Origin of the sequence: Acinetobacter sp. SwsAc2 (genome assembly GCF_013391465.1) — a bacterium.
Lineage (GTDB): Bacteria > Pseudomonadota > Gammaproteobacteria > Pseudomonadales > Moraxellaceae > Acinetobacter > Acinetobacter johnsonii.
On record NZ_JACBEZ010000001.1, the window covers coordinates 174,616 to 189,509 of the forward strand.

Here is a 14,894-nt window from a genome sequence, read left to right on the forward strand (position 1 = left end):
TGTGATGGCGAAGAAGAAAAGTAGTTCAGGTAAGTCAGTCTTTAACATGTTTAATCAAAATGGCCTGAAAGTGATTTTAGGATTGGTGGCAACGGGAAGTTTTGCGATTGCCTTTGGTCAAGAAAAAATTCAGCAATACGTGTCTTTAAGCCCAAGCTCAAATTCAGCCTGTTTAGAACAATTTTATCGGGAAATTCCGCCTTATTTACTCAAAGAAAGTTTAAGTAAACACAGCTATGCACTGTGCTTTAACGGTTTTAATGTGATGTATTCGGGCGTTTCGAAAACACCTCTCTGGGTTGCAGAGGCCCTGACGCCGCAGCGCCTGAGCCAAAAAATTCCACGTGAAGATAGTTTTCACGAAGAAAATAATGTTGCAACCGAACATCGAGCGACATTGTCGGACTACCGTGGTTCAGGCTATGACCGTGGACATATGGCACCGAATGCTGATATGCCCAACAAAGCCGCACAATTCGACAGTTTTTCTTTGGCCAATATGGTGCCACAGGCCCCTAAAAATAATCAGCAAGTGTGGCGTGAATTGGAAGAAGCCACACGGGCACTTGTGACCAAGCAAAAGCTGGATGTTTTTGTGGTAACTGGGCCTGTATTTCAGGGCAAAAAGCTCAAGACCATTGGTCAGGGAGTGATTGTTCCGAGTGCGGTTTACAAAGCGGTCTATATGCCAAAAACAGGTGCAATCGGCGCTTATTACGCACCGAATGATAATTCACAGCAGGTAAGAATTGTCAGTGTCTGCTATTTGGAAGAGCAGTTGGGTGTGAATTTATTTCCGCAACTGACAGAAGAGCAAAAACGTAATACTTATAAACTACCATTGACAGCAACGGCGGTAAAAGCCAATAGTGCAATTCAGTATTCACATTGGGATGCGGAAAGTCAGTGTGCAGAAGAGGTTTCATCCGAGCAGCTCAAAGCCTTACAAAAAAACTTTAAATCGGGCTCTACTCAGTCGAGTAGTGGTAGCACCATCACAAAGGGCACGGGTATTGATGCGGCGGATCAAGATGTGATTGTGAAACAATTGGTCGACGTCTTATTGCAATATATTTTGCAGCTGTTACGTTAAAGTTCTAGGCAGTTGGATGTATAGTATTCGACTTCAGTACCCAATGCCTGAAGAATAAATACGAGTAAAAATAAAATGTTTAAACCTTTTGTACAAGGCAACGAGTCCCATGCCATTCATGATTTGACCCTTGAAAATGACACGGACTGCGTCAGTATTTATGGCAATTTACAACTCACCAAAGACCAAGCTGGCCTAGCTGCGGCCAAAGCATTGCAGGCGTATCTGAATGCCATTGTGCAACAGCTTGAAAGTGAAGCTCAGCTTCCTGAGAAAATTGAACGTCCGCAGTCGGATGAAATTGACAATCCATTTTTATAACATAAGTCTATCTATGTTCCATGTGGAACAATAACAAAGCCTACAGATTGTAGGCTTTGTTATTAATGGAGAGAGAAAAAATTAATCCTCGTCAGAGATATGTCCAAGTGCAAAGGCACCCGTTAAAACGGTTAAACCAAAGGCAAGTGCAACGCCAAGAAAGCCGATGCCCAACTCGGGAAAAGCTGCTGCAAAAATGGCACTGCCACAGCCTCCGAAGACCAACCAAAAGGTTCCGATGAATTCAGCAAGATATTTATTCATAATGCACTTTTTGTAGTTATTGATGTTTTATTCGCGTAGAACTTTATATTTAACGAGAAATGCTCGTTTTTTTAATCAATTTAACAAAAAAAGCATGACATCCTGATGACGTGGATCAAACAGATCCGATTTTAGTGAAAATGCTGGATACGCCACTGCTGAGGTGTGACTTGGGTCCAGTGTTTAAAGGCACGTTGAAAAGCACTTTGTTCAGAGTAACTCAGCAACAGTGCAATTTCCTGTAAGCTGAGGTGTGGATCTCTTAAGTATTGCTCCGCCAAGATGCGTCGGACTTCTTGCATCCGCTGTTGGTAGGTCGTGCCTTGTTGTTGTAAGTAACGTTGCAGCTGTCGGACTGAAAAATTCAGTTGCCGAGCAATATGTTCAATTTGATATTGGTTTTTTTGTAGCCCCGTTAAAATCGCATGCTGTAAGCGCTGGTCGATGTGGGTGGAGTTGGGAAGTTTTTCCAGCAATGCTTCGGCTTGTTGTAAGAGCAGTTTTTGCAGGGTTTGATCACCTTGCTGAAAGGGCATGGATAATTCGCTTAGGGGAATCATCATCATAGGTCGGCTTTGAGAGAAGCGAACTTTACAATTAAAGTACTGCTCATACAGTGCCGTATTTTTCGGGGCAGGGTGAGTAAAATGAACCTCGCTGAGCTGGATGTCATCATGGGCGACAAAGTGCTTCATAAACTGAATGATCAGCGCCATTGCCACTTCATTGCTGAGTTGTGTGGTGAGTTCAATCGGCATCTCCACCCAACCAAAGCATAGATTTTCACCTTCAACTGCAACATATAGTGAGCTGCCATCATAAATGAGACGGTGAAAGTCATGATAACGGGTGAGCGCTTCGCCTAAATTTTCGCAGGACAGTGCAATATAGCCCAAAATGCCTAAATGTTTGGGCTGTACATACTTTGCAATCTCGAGTCCGAGCGCAGGGATGTGCAGATGGCTGTCAAGATCATTCAGTAACTCTAACCACAGGGCATAATCAAAACGTTCTAAGTTCTGTGCTTTTTCAAGCTGTTCAGAAATTGGGTAGCCCACGGCTTGGCAATAGGCATAGAGTAAATGTCCCAGTCCACCGTAGACAGAACCTGTGTAATCTTTGAAATGTTGCATTTATTGGCTCTATTGTTCTTGTCGTAATTTGTCAATGAATTTGAATGCTAGGGTCAATATTTAGCATAGTTTCCACATTATATTCAATCTGAATATAGGAGGAATTTGCCATGTGGAAGGGTTTTGTCGCAGGACTAGTGGTTGCCAATGCGTTTGAGTGGGTTGCGCATAAATATATTTTGCATGGAACACACCGTGCTGGAAAGCCACGCTATAGCCCTGTGCCTGACAGCATGAAATCGCATTGGGAGCATCACAGAGAAGTGCGTAAAACCACATTTCACGATCATGGTTATGTTGAAGGTTGGAGCAACTGGCGTACCAAAAATGAAATCGTGTCACTCGCTGTCGTTGCAGGTGTGTTTGGAACGTTATTTTATCCTGTCTCCAAAGGCATGACTTTGTCTGTGCTGTACAGTGCAGGAAATTATTATTATATTCACCGCCGTGCGCACTTAGAACCAGACTGGGCAATGCGTAAAATTCCTTGGCATTATGATCATCATATGAACTCCAACCAGGATGCCAACTGGTGTGTGACCAAGCCGTGGTTTGATTATATTTTAGGAACGCGGGTCATTTCCTCGCTAGATTTGCAAGAGCAAAATCCGTTGGGTATTGCTTTACCCCAAGTGGTTTCAAATAAGCTCACCCAGTGGGTCAATCAGGTCTTCCCTGCAAAATGGGTTAAGGTACCTGAAGCGATTACGCTGAACTCAGCGCAGACGACTGAAACAGTTGCAGGATAACTGAATAGGTATTTTTGTCGTGATTTGTCAATAATATTGGTATGTATTGTCAATATTTCGTCATTTGAACATTCTATAGTAAAGCTGTTGATGAGGTGAAATCATCTCATGAGCACTAGTACGTCATTTTTCATTTTCCAGTTTAACAAGACAATGTTGTAGTTATTCTAGGTTTATAGGGAGTCGCAAGACTCCCTTTTTTTATCTCAAAAATTGAGAGCATAAGTTCGATCAAGATCCAGCGAACATTCTAAGCTTTAACATTTGCTGCATAATAGAGGCGATAGTACTGTCCGACTTAGCATTAGCTCAGCTGTGCCGAAGTACAGCGTAACTGAGCCTTTTAATTCGTCTGCTTTTTAAAGTCGGTTAAAATATAGCGATCCATTTCATCGGTATAGTCCGGGGAAAACTGAAAGCAAACATGCTCGTTGATGTTTAAGGTTTTGAGATCAGGGAAGCTTTGTCTGGCACGCGGACTATTGCTAAATAAAAAAGCTTGTCGATCACTCTGAAAGTAAAACACTTTTTCAGTACTGATGTTGTGCCGTCGATAATGGGTGACCTCCGACCATTGTGTAAAAATACCACAAGCACGAATTTGATCAGGTGCAATCAGCGCTTTTTCATAATACTGTTTAAACTGATATTTGCAGAAGCTGATATAGCTAAACAGGCATAAACCAAGGAGTAGCAGTACGGCTAGCATACCGAAAGGGCGGTCAGCATATTTCTTCATCAAAAGGATGAAAACAAAACAGATCAATAGACCACAAATAAATAAGATTAGTTCTAAGTGATACATTTTTTCTCATCTTTAAAATGATAAAAAGAGTACTCGAAAGCACTCTTTTCATAGGTTTTACGGTTATGGTCTGTTTATAGACGCATTTCGATGCCTTGCTCTGCAAGGTATTTTTTCGCTTCAGGAATGGTGTGTTGTCCAAAGTGGAAAATCGAAGCAGCCAGTACAGCGTCTGCGCCACCTTTTAAAATACCATCGGCCAAGTGTTGTAAGTTACCGACACCGCCCGAAGCAATGGTTGGAATAGTCACGCGGTCATTGATTTGACGCATCAGCTCAAGGTCATAACCTGCTTTGGTGCCATCGGCATCCATCGAGGTAATTAGCAGTTCACCTGCACCAAAGTCGGCCATTTTCACGGACCATTCAATCGCATCAATACCCGTTGGTTTACGGCCGCCATGGGTAAAAATTTCCCATTTATTCTCGCCCGTTTTTTTTGCGTCAATGGCAACCACAATACATTGTGCGCCAAAGCGCTGGGATGCTTCTTGTACAAATTCTGGGTTAAACACCGCTGCTGAGTTAATGCTAACTTTGTCCGCGCCAGCATTGAGTAAGAGGCGAATGTCTTCAACTTTGCGAACGCCACCACCGACGGTTAAGGGAACAAAAACCGTTTCAGCCATACGTTCAACAGTACGATAAGTCGTGTCACGACCATTCGAAGTTGCGGTAATGTCTAAGAAGGTAATTTCATCAGCACCTTGTTCGTTATATCGACGTGCTACTTCTACTGGGTCACCTGCATCACGAATATCAAGGAATTGAACACCTTTCACTACACGACCGTTGTCTACGTCGAGGCAAGGAATAATACGTTTAGCTAGCATAATTTTTTCCAAAAATAACAGCCGATTATGAAACTTCGCGACTTAGATGCTACACCTTAATAGTCGGAGCGGGTATTCTATCAAACTTATGTAAGTTTTTTTGCAGGTTTTATATGTCGGTTTATACCACTTTGACTTTACAGGAAGTTCAGGCGTTTGCAGCACCTTATGGACTTGAGGTAATCGATCTGATCCCAATTCAAGGCGGTATTCAAAATACGAACTATTTTATTGTGTGTGAAAATGCTGTGCAGTATGTATTGACTGTATTTGAAGAAATGGATGAACAGGGCGCAGGCGAGTTGGTTCCTGTGCTTGAGCATTTAGGTCAGGCTGGTTTAGCGGTTCCTGTACCTTTAAGTCATTCAGGCAAAGCCATTCATAGTTTAAAAGATAAACCTGCACAAATTGCCCCACGGATGATGGGCAAACATCCCATGCCTGCGACCCTTGAGCAAGCCGAGGCGATTGCGGTTGCACAAGCACAAATGCACGTCGCACTGCAAAATTTTCCACTGGAGCGTGCAGAATACCGTGACCATGACTACTGGCTTGCTGTAGCGTTACAAATGAAACCGACATTAAGTGAGGCGGATCAAGCACTACTCAATAAGTTGTTGGGGTTATATGATGCATTATCGGCGGTTTATCCGAATCGTCCAAAGGGCTTTATCCACTCGGATTTATTCCGTGACAACACTTTGTTTGAGGACAATCAGCTCAAAGGCATTTTAGACTTTTATGAACTGAATAAAGATGAGTTCTTGTTTGATATTGCGATTACGCTAAATGACTTCTGTACCGAATATCCAAGTGTGCATTTAAATGAAGACAAGGCCATCGCATTCTTAAACGCCTATGAAAGCATTCGTCCTTTGACGACTGATGAAAAATCTTGCTTAGAGTTGTATCTTGCAATGGCCGCTGCGCGTTTTTGGATGATGCGTTTACAAGTGGCACAAAAAAATGCAGAACAAGGCCGTACTGGGGATGACATTTTGCAGAAAAATCCTGCCGAAATGCGTAATATGGTGATTGACCGCTTAAAGTTTGTAACTGCTTAAATAGGAAAGAAAAATGCGTGACCAAGGACGACTCGTTGAATGGTTTGATGAAAAAGGCTATGGCTTTATTCAGCCCAACGATGACAGCAAAGATCGCGTGTTTTTACATATCAAGGACTTTGCACGGCAAGGTCCTCGTCCTATTTTAGGCTGTGCGTTGGAATACAACGTGCTTGTGGATGCGCAAGGGCGTTATCGCGCACAGCAAGTCAGTTATTTAAAAGCATCACAAACCCAAAAGAGCCGTACCCAAAAAGTCTCCCCGAAAAAGACCGAACAGGGTCAACGTTGGAGTCCAATGCAAATTGCGTCGGTGGCATACATCGTGTTTTTGGCGCTATTGGTATTGCTGGGGCGTTTGAGTGGATTGGTGCTGCTGTTGATTAGTGTGATGAATGCGGCCAGTTATTGGTTCTATGCACAAGACAAAGAGGCTGCACAAAATGGGCAGCGCCGTGTACCTGAAAATACATTACATCTCCTTTCATTTTTAGGGGGATGGCCTGCAGCATGGTTAGCGCAGCAAAAGCTACGACATAAAACACAAAAACAACCCTTTAGAAAGATTTACTTTTGTACAATTCTATTCAATATACTTTTAATTTTATGGCTTATTTCTCCTTTCAATAGTTTGCCTATTTAAAGTTCAAGCCCACTTTATGAGGGACAATATGAATTATTCAGTCGATCAAGATCCGAATCGTAGTCTGACTTTTATTCTTTATATTTTGTATATCGTTGCGATTTTTTCCGCAGGCATTTTAGCCATTATTGCTTTAGTGATTAATTATGTGAAGCGTGGCTCTGTGCGTGGTTCCATTTTTGAGAGCCATTTTACTTGGCAGATTCGCACCTTTTGGTGGTATTTGATTTGGAACGTGATTGCCTTTGTGCCATTTATTTTCTTATTCTTTACGGGTGAAAATGCCACCGCTTTCGCAGGTGTCGCACTTGGTGCTTCAACCTTCTGCGTGTCTGTGATTGGGTTGTCATGGGTGTGGATTGTGTATCGTGCCATTAAAGGCATTATTCGTTTAAATGACAATCAAACGATGTATCAATAACAAGTGATGGGATTTAAAAAGGGCTGTATGCCCTTTTTTTAGGTCTGTATCTTTTGGGATGATATTTATGCACCGAGATGAACCAAGCTGATGCAGCAGTATGTCTATTTTTGCGCAGGCTTTTAAAAAGTACCTTACTAAATTGAATTTCAATCTTTACTTTTCTATATTAATAAATTTACTTTTTTAATATTTATAACTTACATTTTTATTTATAGGTAATTACTTTTTTAATAATTATAATTTACATTTTTAATAAATTAACCTTACATTAATGTACATTTATTTATATGAATAAATGCGTAGAGAATATTATTAAAAAATAGCCTTTTTTGACTAAGCGTAGAATCTTCCGCGACGACGTTTTAGCCCCAAAACATGGATGGCGCGAACCAAAACTGCATAAGAAACAGAATAGCCAAAGTGTTGTTCAAAAAGTGGAACTAAATCACTAATATTTTGAAATTTTGTATTTTTAACAAATACTTGAAATTCATTCCAGTCTTTAATATGGCTAGGTGCTCCACGATTGTTCGCTGCTTTTGGAAACAAGCTACCTGTTTCCTCTTCGAGCTTAATCCATGCGTCTAAGGTCACACGAGAGATGTTAAATTCCTTGCAAACGGCAACCTTATAATCCGTGAGTTTATAGCGTTGAATCGCTGCTTTTCGAGTTTCTAAATCGTACTTTGGCATTTAATTCAATATTTTTAAAATAGCGAAGCTTTTATTATATGGCATAGTTGTTGCAAAAACCAAAATCACTAGATTAAAAAATGAAAGATGGTGATTTCGGTGAAAAATGCAGATTTTTCTTTAAAGAAAATGTCACTATGGCAAGTGGTCATTATTGGTGTGGCCTATATGACCCCGATGGTAGTGTTTGATACCTTTGGGATTGTGTCTGGGATCACCGATGGGCGTGTGCCATTGGCTTATATTTTGGCGTTGGTTGCAATGTTACTGACCGCATTTAGTTATGCACGTTTTAGCCGAATCAGTGGTGACTCAGGTTCTGCCTATAACTACACGGCACAGTCGTGTGGAGCCAAAGCAGGCTTTTTTGTCGGCTGGTGTTCACTGCTAGATTATATTTTGTTGCCTTTGGTGAATGCCTTACTGGCAAGTATTTACTTAGAAGCTGTGATTCCGAGTGTACCTTATTGGGTCTGGGTGATTTTATTTACAGGTTTAGTCACCTTGATTAACTGCTTTCGAGTCAATATTTTGGCGAACTTGAGTTTGGTGTTTGTGCTTTTGCCCTTGCTGTTGATGGTTTTATTTATCTATCTAGTCATTCAAGGCGTGGGTTCTGAACAAGGCTATGATCATGTACTGACTTTAGCCCCGCTGTTTAATGGAGACAGTTCTGTTTTGCCTTTGATTGCGGGTGCATCGATTTTATGTTTTTCATTTTTGGGTTTTGATGCGGTCACGACCATGTCCCATGAAACCAAAGATCCCCAAAAGAATATTCCACGTGCCGTGCTGCTTACCACGTTGCTCGGGGGCGGAATTTTTATTAGTGCCTCATGGTTTATCCAGCTGTATTTTCCAAGCAATGTGCGTTTTAACAACCCTGACGAAGCCTTACCTGAAATTGTTCTCTATGTGGGAGGAGCACTTTTCCAAGCCGTATTTTTATGTGCCCAAATCATGAATACCTTCGCTTCAGGTTTAGCCACTCATGCCAGCGCTTCACGTCTGATTCATATTATGGCGAAGGATGGCATTTTCCCCAAAGCAACCTTTGGGCAGCTCCATGCAAAATTAGGTACGCCACTTTATGCCGTCTTAAGTATTGGCTTGATTTCGCTATCGGCCATTTTTCTAGATCTTGCGACGGTGGTCAGAATGATTAGCTTCGGTGCTTTGATTGCCTTTACGGCGGTGAATTTCTCGGTTTTTGTGAAGTTCTATCTGTTGGAAAAACAAACCCAAGGCATTAAAAACAAATGCCTCAATTTGATTCTTCCCTTGTTATCTGTATTGGTGATGCTTTGCCTTTGGGTCAATTTAGAACGAAATGCGCTAATTTTTGGTTGCTCTTGGCTGGTGATAGGCATTGGTCTATTTATTTATAAGAAATTGAAAAGACAAAACATTGTGATTGGAAATGCATATTAAAACCTGCATGAAAATGAGATAGATATTGAGTGTGAATGAAATGAATATGAATAAACCGACATTTTTAGATGACGTTGAATACAAAGCCAGTTCTGCAACGCAAAGTGGTAAAGAGTGGAATTGGTTGAACCCGCAGCGTGCTGCGTTTAGTCATCCAGCCAATTACTATGAAAGTTCAATGCATGTATGGCATGAGTTTGAGCCTTTAAATGCAGATATCGAATGTGACGTGGTTGTTATAGGCGGTGGCTTACTCGGAGCATCGGCTGCACTGCATTTGTCGGAGCAGGGTGTGAATACGGTCTTGGTTGAAAAAAACCGAGTGGGCGGTGCCGCCTCAGGGCGCAATGGTGGGCAACTCACACCGGGGTTGGCACGTTGGGAAGCCGAAACCATGATTGAGCATTTCAGCTTTGAAGAGGCTAAAAAGTTATGGCACTTTACCTCAACGGAAGCGATGGCTTTGATTGATAGCATCACTGAAAAATATGGCTTAGATGTGCAACGTAAACGTGGACACTTGACGGCCGCAGTACACCCAGGACATTTAGATGCACTGCATGAAGGGATGAAAGCACGTCAGTATTTAGATGAAAAAAATACCTCAATGCTGACCCAAGATGAATTACGTGAGCATGTGCAATCCGACAACTATTTTGGCGGTCAGTTGGATCAGCTTGGGGGGCATATTCATCCTTTAGCCCTGACGCGTGGTTTGGCTTATGGCTTTTGCCAAAACGGCGGCACGATTTATGAACAGACGGAAGTACAGTCAATCCAAGAACGTGCCGATGGTATTTATGTGACCACAGCCCAAGGGATGATTAAAGCACGTAAAAGTGTGGTGATGGGCGTACATCATGCCTCATTTAAACTATTAGAAGAACGCAATCAAACCACCATTCCTTTTTATACTTATGTGTGTACCACTGCGCCTTTAGCATTAGATTTGCAAGAACTTTTGCCGACGGATCTGCCTGTATACGACACCCAGTTTCAAATTGACTACTACCGTGGGGTCTCAAAAAACCGATTGTTATTTGGCGGTGAAGGCACGGGTTCGTGTTGGAGTCCTGAACAAACGCATGACTATTTGCTAGGACGTATTCAACACGTATTTCCTCAGTTAGAGCAAGTCCAGCTTGATTTTGTATGGAGTGGCACGACCGATTTAACCGTTAATGGTGCTGCGGATAGTCGTAAATTTGGTAGCCTATACCCAATCTATGCTGTTCAGGGGTGGAGTGGACATGGTGTTGCGCAAACGGTGCGTATTGGTAAAGCCATTGCCGATGATTTCTGCGGTGCAAGTGATGACTTTAATATGTTGACCCGTATTCAACATCAGAACATTCCTTTTGGTCGTGCACTGGCGCCGTTGGTCATTCCAATAGCCAAAAGCATGTATGGACTCGGAGCAATGATTAATCCGGGCAAGATGGTGTCATTCTAACCACCTGACTGAGCTGCTGAATCGATGGCCATTGATCACTCGATTCAGCAGTTTTTGCGTTTCGGAGATGGGCTAAAGTTGTTCGAGGTTCTTTTTCGACGTCAGCAGTTTCGGTTTCCATTCACTGATCATAATGCCAAACACCACCAAAAGCCCACCCAACAAAGCCAGTGGTGCTAAGCGTTCTCCTGCAAGACGCCCAAACAGTGCCGCCCATACAGGCTCTCCTGCATAAATAATTGCCGCTTGAGATGGATTGACTGAGCGCTGTGCCCAATTCATTACATATTGAATCACGGCACTGGCAAGACCCAAGCCGAGTGCTATACTCAGTAAAGGCCATGAAAAGTCTGGAATGCGGTGTTCACCTGCCAATGGCATAGCTGCAAAGGCGAGCACAGAGGCAACTGCCAGTTGAATCACCGTCACTCGACCAATATCGACTGTTGGGGCAAAATAACCAATCAGGATAATTTCCATCGCTATAGCGATTGCACCGAGTAGGGTTAAGGTCTGGCCAAAATTCAGTGAAATTGAATTCAGGCTATTGCCTGTAAGTAAGACTAAGCCCATAAACGCACAGAGCGCACCAATCCAAATCATAAAATGGGGTACTTTGCGAAAGATCAGCCACAACAATACAGGTACCAAAGGCACATACAGTGCAGTTAAAAAGGCAGATTCACTGCTACTGACCGTTTGTAGTCCGACTGTTTGTGTGCCATAGCCAATAGTGACCATACAACCAATGAGTGCACCTGCCCACAGGTCCTGTCGGGTAATGTGTTTTAAATGTTGATAGGAAAATAAGCCAATAATTGTCGCGGCGCAGGCGAAACGACAGCCCACAAAGAACATGGGTGAGCTGAAATTTAAGGCGTATTTCACGGCCAAGAAAGTACCGCCCCAAATAAAGGTAATTAAAATTAGTGCAATGACAGGCGCTTTAGAGCCGAGCTGAGCATTCAACATAAAAGAACTAATGTGCAATATATTGCACATAGCTTGTCATGCTTTGTTTTTGTGTGCAATATATTGCTCAATATTTTTTTGATTGAACTTTATGAAGTCTCCTGCGGTACTACAACACGTCAGTCAAAATGTGCGTCATTATCGAAGTTTAAAAGGCTTGAGCCAGCAACAACTGGCGGATTTGGCTGGTTTAAGTCGTCGCATGGTGGCTGGAGTTGAATCTGGACAGGACAATATTAGTTTGGCAAAACTCAGTTTGATTGCCGATGTACTTGAGGTCGATTTTGTACAGATCATTGCTGCGCCTGAACAGCAAGGTCAAGCGGTCGTCAACGTTCTGGCTTGGCAGGGTACACAAGCACACAGTGAAGCAAAATTAATGGCCTCGGCGGCAGCAACACAAAAAGTTGAACTGTGGACATGGGTGCTTGCCCCAAATGAGCACTATAGTGCAGAACCTGACCCAGTCGGTTGGCGTGAGATGCTCTATGTGATAGAGGGGGAGTTAACTTTGGATTTGGCAGGTGAGATGAAAGTCTTGGGGGTAGGAGAGTCGATTGTTTTTTCCAGTGCCATTGAATACCAATACATCAACTGTGGAACTGTACCGTTAAAGTTTATACGTAATGCAATTTATTAAGAAGCAGATCTTACACACTGATATTTAGTGCATAAAAAAGAGGTCAAAAGACCTCTTTTTTAAATTCTACAATTAGAACGATTGTTCATCTAACAGCAATTGTGCTTCACGTAGGTTTAAACTGCCTTCATAAATCGCACGACCGGTAATTGCACCCAAAATACCAGGTTGACCTTTGAGGTTACGTACGTCATCAAGGTTGGTCACACCACCTGACGCAATCACAGGTAGGCCAGAGTATTGTGCCAGTTGAACAGTTTGCTCAACGTTCACACCTTGCATCATCCCGTCACGTGCAATGTCGGTATAGACAATGCTCGATACGCCCGCATCGGCAAAACGTTTGGCCAAATCGGTTGCTTTCACATCGGTCACATTGGCCCAGCCATCGGTGGCCACCATGCCATTCATGGCATCAATGCCGACAATGATATGACCTGCAAATTTCTTACATGCTTCTTCAACGAACTCAGGATCTTGAACTGCTTTGGTGCCAATAATGACAAAAGACACACCTGCTTCTAAGTAGTGTTCGATGGTTTCTAGTGAGCGAATACCACCGCCAATTTGAATGGGCAGTTCAGGTTGTGCACGAGCAATGGCTTCAACCACAGGTTTATGAATTGGCGTACCAGCGAAAGCACCATTTAAATCGACCAAATGTAAGCGACGCGCGCCTTCATTTACCCAGTGCTGTGCAGTTGCAACAGGATCATCAGAAAAAACCGTATCGTCTTCCATACGACCTTGTTTTAAACGAACACATTTGCCATCTTTCAGGTCAATTGCAGGGATGATCAGCATGCTTTCGCTCCTAGCCAAATCTTAAATAAAATCAATGTCCGTCATCTTAGCAAAGTATTGGCAATTTTCTAAGCATCTGTTACAGCTTTTCATGACGACAAGGTTTTGTTGTTTTTTCTAATTCTTTGGAAATATCTTTTGGGAGTCGCTCTAAACACCGCAATTCTTCAAAAACCAACAACGCGGCATAGGCATCCGCAGCAGCATAGTCAACTTGTTCAGGCGTGAGTATCTTCCTCGCCCAATTTGAAGTGCTGACTTTTTTGCTTTTGGGGAAGTTGAGTTGAAACAGCAGGGCGATGGCATTTTTAATGCCGACAGGGTTGGTCAAACCAAAGCTGGCAAAGCATTTTGACAGCTCAACCACGCCTTTGAGCTCAAAACCTTTTTTGCGGAAAAGATGGGTATCATTTTTTAAACCAAAGCCCACTTTGAGCTGGTCTGGATTCGCCAAAAATGGTGCAAGGAAGCTCCAAATGGGTGGACTCATTTGAAACAAATAAGCCTGCTCGACGCTGGCTAGTTGAATTAAATGCGGACCCGTGGAGACTTCTCCCACTTGAAAGGTCGGTTTGGACTCGCTGTCAAAACCGAAGATGGAAACCTGTTCTATTTCAGCGCGGATTGCTTCACACTGCTCTAAGTTTTGAATGACATGAATTGCTTGTTTTGGCAAATTTTGAAAACGAGGAAATTTTTGAATTTCGACTTTGCTGGGAAGGATGTGTTGAAAAGAAGAATCCATCATGCTTTGACTATGCCACTGTTGCTTAAGCCTAAAGCTTTTGCGTTGATTTAGCAAAACAGCCGACCTAGGCAGGCTGTTTTGCACAGGTGATTTTAGGACATAAAACCAGCCGCAATACCGCCGATAATTGCTAAAACGAAAATCAGGATGTAAATCCATGCCAAAACGGCTTCCCAGCCTGCCGTTGGGCGTGGTGAGCCATAGCTGTTGCTACGATCATCGCCTGGTGCGAAAATCAGGTAAAGCATTAAGATCACGTTGGCAAGAGGCACCAGCATCAACAGTGATAACCATCCCGTATGGTTGCGGTCATGCAGGCGACGAATAGTAAATACAAAAGTGAAGTATATGAGCGCAACATAGATCAGGACGATAAAAATCATGCCGCCACCGAAGTTGCCTGTTTCCAAGTTCACGAAAGTATTAGGAAAGATGGCGATGAATATACCTAGAATAATTGACGCTACAATGGCAAGTAGACAGTTCCATGCAAGGTATGAAAAACGGCCGAAACGACCTGCGGCATTTAGCGCAGATTCTTGTGCATATTGAGTCATAGTGACTTACCTTATCGTTGTAAATTAAGTTTTTTATAAATAAAAATGTCTAAAAAGCAGGCAAATCATAATCAAATTTGGTGACAATGAAAAGGCATCGTAGTCATCTTGAGTATACTAGTCTGCTGTAAAGCAAAGATTTTATATATTGAAAGGTACAGGAGTGAGGTCACACGCCTCATTTACTTAAGCTGTTTCTGATTTATTTTGAGCTTAGATGCATCAATTTTGGATAAACAAAAGCCCAACCGAAGTTGAGCTTTTCAA

General features: G+C 42.6%; 17 protein-coding genes and 1 pseudogene. 9 read left to right on the forward strand and 9 right to left on the reverse strand.

Features of this window, described 5'->3' with window-relative positions; all coding sequences use genetic code 11:
- Positions 1–4: 4 nt before the first annotated feature.
- Both HYI04_RS00795 and HYI04_RS00800 read left to right on the forward strand, forming a co-directional pair.
- Positions 5–1,093 (forward strand): DNA/RNA non-specific endonuclease, encoded by a 1,089-nt coding sequence (locus HYI04_RS00795; RefSeq protein ID WP_159152699.1) that lies wholly within the window; start codon positions 5–7, stop codon positions 1,091–1,093.
- A gap of 75 nt (positions 1,094–1,168) precedes the next feature.
- On the forward strand, positions 1,169–1,414 hold the full coding sequence (locus tag HYI04_RS00800) for a hypothetical protein (RefSeq protein ID WP_078389518.1): 246 nt from the start codon (positions 1,169–1,171) through the stop codon (positions 1,412–1,414).
- A gap of 93 nt (positions 1,415–1,507) precedes the next feature.
- Here the strand turns inward: HYI04_RS00800 and HYI04_RS00805 are convergent.
- Both HYI04_RS00805 and HYI04_RS00810 read right to left on the reverse strand, forming a co-directional pair.
- Positions 1,508–1,678, reverse strand: a pseudogene (locus HYI04_RS00805) (aquaporin); the annotation flags it as partial.
- A 131-nt stretch (positions 1,679–1,809) separates the two neighbouring features.
- Entirely contained in the window at positions 1,810–2,811 is a 1,002-nt protein-coding gene (locus HYI04_RS00810; protein ID WP_159152680.1) for an AraC family transcriptional regulator, read from the reverse strand.
- A gap of 110 nt (positions 2,812–2,921) precedes the next feature.
- Between HYI04_RS00810 and HYI04_RS00815 the strand changes: the two genes are divergently transcribed.
- Positions 2,922–3,560: a hypothetical protein gene (locus HYI04_RS00815; RefSeq protein ID WP_159152679.1), complete on the forward strand. Its 639-nt coding sequence runs from the start codon at positions 2,922–2,924 to the stop codon at positions 3,558–3,560.
- A gap of 343 nt (positions 3,561–3,903) precedes the next feature.
- Here HYI04_RS00815 and HYI04_RS00820 read toward each other — a convergent pair whose 3' ends face one another.
- Positions 3,904–4,365: a hypothetical protein gene (locus HYI04_RS00820; RefSeq protein ID WP_159152678.1), complete on the reverse strand. Its 462-nt coding sequence runs from the start codon at positions 4,363–4,365 to the stop codon at positions 3,904–3,906.
- Positions 4,366–4,439: 74 nt separating this feature from the next.
- Positions 4,440–5,201: an imidazole glycerol phosphate synthase subunit HisF gene (gene hisF, locus HYI04_RS00825; protein WP_207778907.1), complete on the reverse strand. Its 762-nt coding sequence runs from the start codon at positions 5,199–5,201 to the stop codon at positions 4,440–4,442.
- A 110-nt stretch (positions 5,202–5,311) separates the two neighbouring features.
- On the opposite strand from hisF, the gene HYI04_RS00830 reads away from it, so the two are divergent.
- The 3 genes from HYI04_RS00830 to HYI04_RS00840 are packed head-to-tail and all read left to right on the forward strand — an operon-like array spanning position 5,312 to position 7,326.
- Positions 5,312–6,262, forward strand: coding sequence for a homoserine kinase (locus HYI04_RS00830; protein WP_159152677.1), 951 nt, complete (start codon positions 5,312–5,314; stop codon positions 6,260–6,262).
- A 13-nt stretch (positions 6,263–6,275) separates the two neighbouring features.
- Positions 6,276–6,905 (forward strand): DUF1294 domain-containing protein, encoded by a 630-nt coding sequence (locus HYI04_RS00835; protein ID WP_005401391.1) that lies wholly within the window; start codon positions 6,276–6,278, stop codon positions 6,903–6,905.
- 28 nt (positions 6,906–6,933) lie between these two features.
- Positions 6,934–7,326, forward strand: a complete 393-nt coding sequence (locus HYI04_RS00840) for a hypothetical protein (protein WP_159152676.1) — start codon at positions 6,934–6,936, stop codon at positions 7,324–7,326.
- Positions 7,327–7,662: 336 nt separating this feature from the next.
- Here HYI04_RS00840 and HYI04_RS00845 read toward each other — a convergent pair whose 3' ends face one another.
- Positions 7,663–8,022 (reverse strand): helix-turn-helix domain-containing protein, encoded by a 360-nt coding sequence (locus tag HYI04_RS00845; RefSeq protein ID WP_159152675.1) that lies wholly within the window; start codon positions 8,020–8,022, stop codon positions 7,663–7,665.
- Positions 8,023–8,109: 87 nt separating this feature from the next.
- Here HYI04_RS00845 and HYI04_RS00850 point away from each other — a divergent pair, with 87 nt between their 5' ends.
- Together HYI04_RS00850 and HYI04_RS00855 are read left to right on the forward strand one after the other, a co-directional pair.
- The gene (locus HYI04_RS00850) at positions 8,110–9,453 is read left to right on the forward strand and encodes an APC family permease (protein ID WP_159152674.1); all 1,344 of its coding nucleotides are present in this window, start codon (positions 8,110–8,112) and stop codon (positions 9,451–9,453) included.
- 40 nt (positions 9,454–9,493) lie between these two features.
- Complete coding sequence (locus tag HYI04_RS00855; protein WP_159152673.1) at positions 9,494–10,906, forward strand: FAD-binding oxidoreductase; 1,413 nt, start codon at positions 9,494–9,496, stop codon at positions 10,904–10,906.
- 72 nt (positions 10,907–10,978) lie between these two features.
- Here the strand turns inward: HYI04_RS00855 and HYI04_RS00860 are convergent, their stop codons facing one another.
- Complete coding sequence (locus HYI04_RS00860) at positions 10,979–11,878, reverse strand: DMT family transporter (RefSeq protein ID WP_159152672.1); 900 nt, start codon at positions 11,876–11,878, stop codon at positions 10,979–10,981.
- Positions 11,879–11,969: 91 nt separating this feature from the next.
- Here HYI04_RS00860 and HYI04_RS00865 point away from each other — a divergent pair, with 91 nt between their 5' ends.
- Positions 11,970–12,518, forward strand: coding sequence for an XRE family transcriptional regulator (locus tag HYI04_RS00865; protein ID WP_159152671.1), 549 nt, complete (start codon positions 11,970–11,972; stop codon positions 12,516–12,518).
- A gap of 72 nt (positions 12,519–12,590) precedes the next feature.
- On the opposite strand, the gene hisA is transcribed toward HYI04_RS00865, so the two are convergent.
- The 3 genes from hisA to HYI04_RS00880 all read right to left on the reverse strand — a co-directional run bounded on the left by hisA (position 12,591) and on the right by HYI04_RS00880 (position 14,627).
- Entirely contained in the window at positions 12,591–13,322 is a 732-nt protein-coding gene (gene hisA / locus HYI04_RS00870; protein WP_159152670.1) for a 1-(5-phosphoribosyl)-5-[(5-phosphoribosylamino)methylideneamino]imidazole-4-carboxamide isomerase, read from the reverse strand.
- A 79-nt stretch (positions 13,323–13,401) separates the two neighbouring features.
- Positions 13,402–14,067: a 3'-5' exonuclease gene (locus HYI04_RS00875; protein ID WP_178895797.1), complete on the reverse strand. Its 666-nt coding sequence runs from the start codon at positions 14,065–14,067 to the stop codon at positions 13,402–13,404.
- Positions 14,068–14,162: 95 nt separating this feature from the next.
- Positions 14,163–14,627 (reverse strand): DUF805 domain-containing protein, encoded by a 465-nt coding sequence (locus HYI04_RS00880; protein ID WP_159152668.1) that lies wholly within the window; start codon positions 14,625–14,627, stop codon positions 14,163–14,165.
- Positions 14,628–14,894 lie beyond the last annotated feature (267 nt).

Excerpts from the sequence above, each read along its gene's own strand:
- HYI04_RS00830 (WP_159152677.1), top strand. The coding sequence starts at position 5,312 with ATGTCGGTTTATACCACTTTGACTTTACAGGAAGTTCAGGCGTTTGCA.
- HYI04_RS00795 (WP_159152699.1), top strand. The coding sequence starts at position 5 with ATGGCGAAGAAGAAAAGTAGTTCAGGTAAGTCAGTCTTTAACATGTTT.
- HYI04_RS00850 (WP_159152674.1), top strand. The coding sequence starts at position 8,110 with ATGGTGATTTCGGTGAAAAATGCAGATTTTTCTTTAAAGAAAATGTCA.
- HYI04_RS00860 (WP_159152672.1), bottom strand. The coding sequence starts at position 11,878 with ATGTTGAATGCTCAGCTCGGCTCTAAAGCGCCTGTCATTGCACTAATT.
- HYI04_RS00800 (WP_078389518.1), top strand. The coding sequence starts at position 1,169 with ATGTTTAAACCTTTTGTACAAGGCAACGAGTCCCATGCCATTCATGAT.
- HYI04_RS00835 (WP_005401391.1), top strand. The coding sequence starts at position 6,276 with ATGCGTGACCAAGGACGACTCGTTGAATGGTTTGATGAAAAAGGCTAT.
- HYI04_RS00840 (WP_159152676.1), top strand. The coding sequence starts at position 6,934 with ATGAATTATTCAGTCGATCAAGATCCGAATCGTAGTCTGACTTTTATT.
- hisA (WP_159152670.1), bottom strand. The coding sequence starts at position 13,322 with ATGCTGATCATCCCTGCAATTGACCTGAAAGATGGCAAATGTGTTCGT.
- HYI04_RS00820 (WP_159152678.1), bottom strand. The coding sequence starts at position 4,365 with ATGTATCACTTAGAACTAATCTTATTTATTTGTGGTCTATTGATCTGT.
- HYI04_RS00875 (WP_178895797.1), bottom strand. The coding sequence starts at position 14,067 with ATGGATTCTTCTTTTCAACACATCCTTCCCAGCAAAGTCGAAATTCAA.
- HYI04_RS00880 (WP_159152668.1), bottom strand. The coding sequence starts at position 14,627 with ATGACTCAATATGCACAAGAATCTGCGCTAAATGCCGCAGGTCGTTTC.
- HYI04_RS00865 (WP_159152671.1), top strand. The coding sequence starts at position 11,970 with ATGAAGTCTCCTGCGGTACTACAACACGTCAGTCAAAATGTGCGTCAT.
- HYI04_RS00855 (WP_159152673.1), top strand. The coding sequence starts at position 9,494 with ATGAATATGAATAAACCGACATTTTTAGATGACGTTGAATACAAAGCC.
- HYI04_RS00810 (WP_159152680.1), bottom strand. The coding sequence starts at position 2,811 with ATGCAACATTTCAAAGATTACACAGGTTCTGTCTACGGTGGACTGGGA.
- HYI04_RS00815 (WP_159152679.1), top strand. The coding sequence starts at position 2,922 with ATGTGGAAGGGTTTTGTCGCAGGACTAGTGGTTGCCAATGCGTTTGAG.
- HYI04_RS00845 (WP_159152675.1), bottom strand. The coding sequence starts at position 8,022 with ATGCCAAAGTACGATTTAGAAACTCGAAAAGCAGCGATTCAACGCTAT.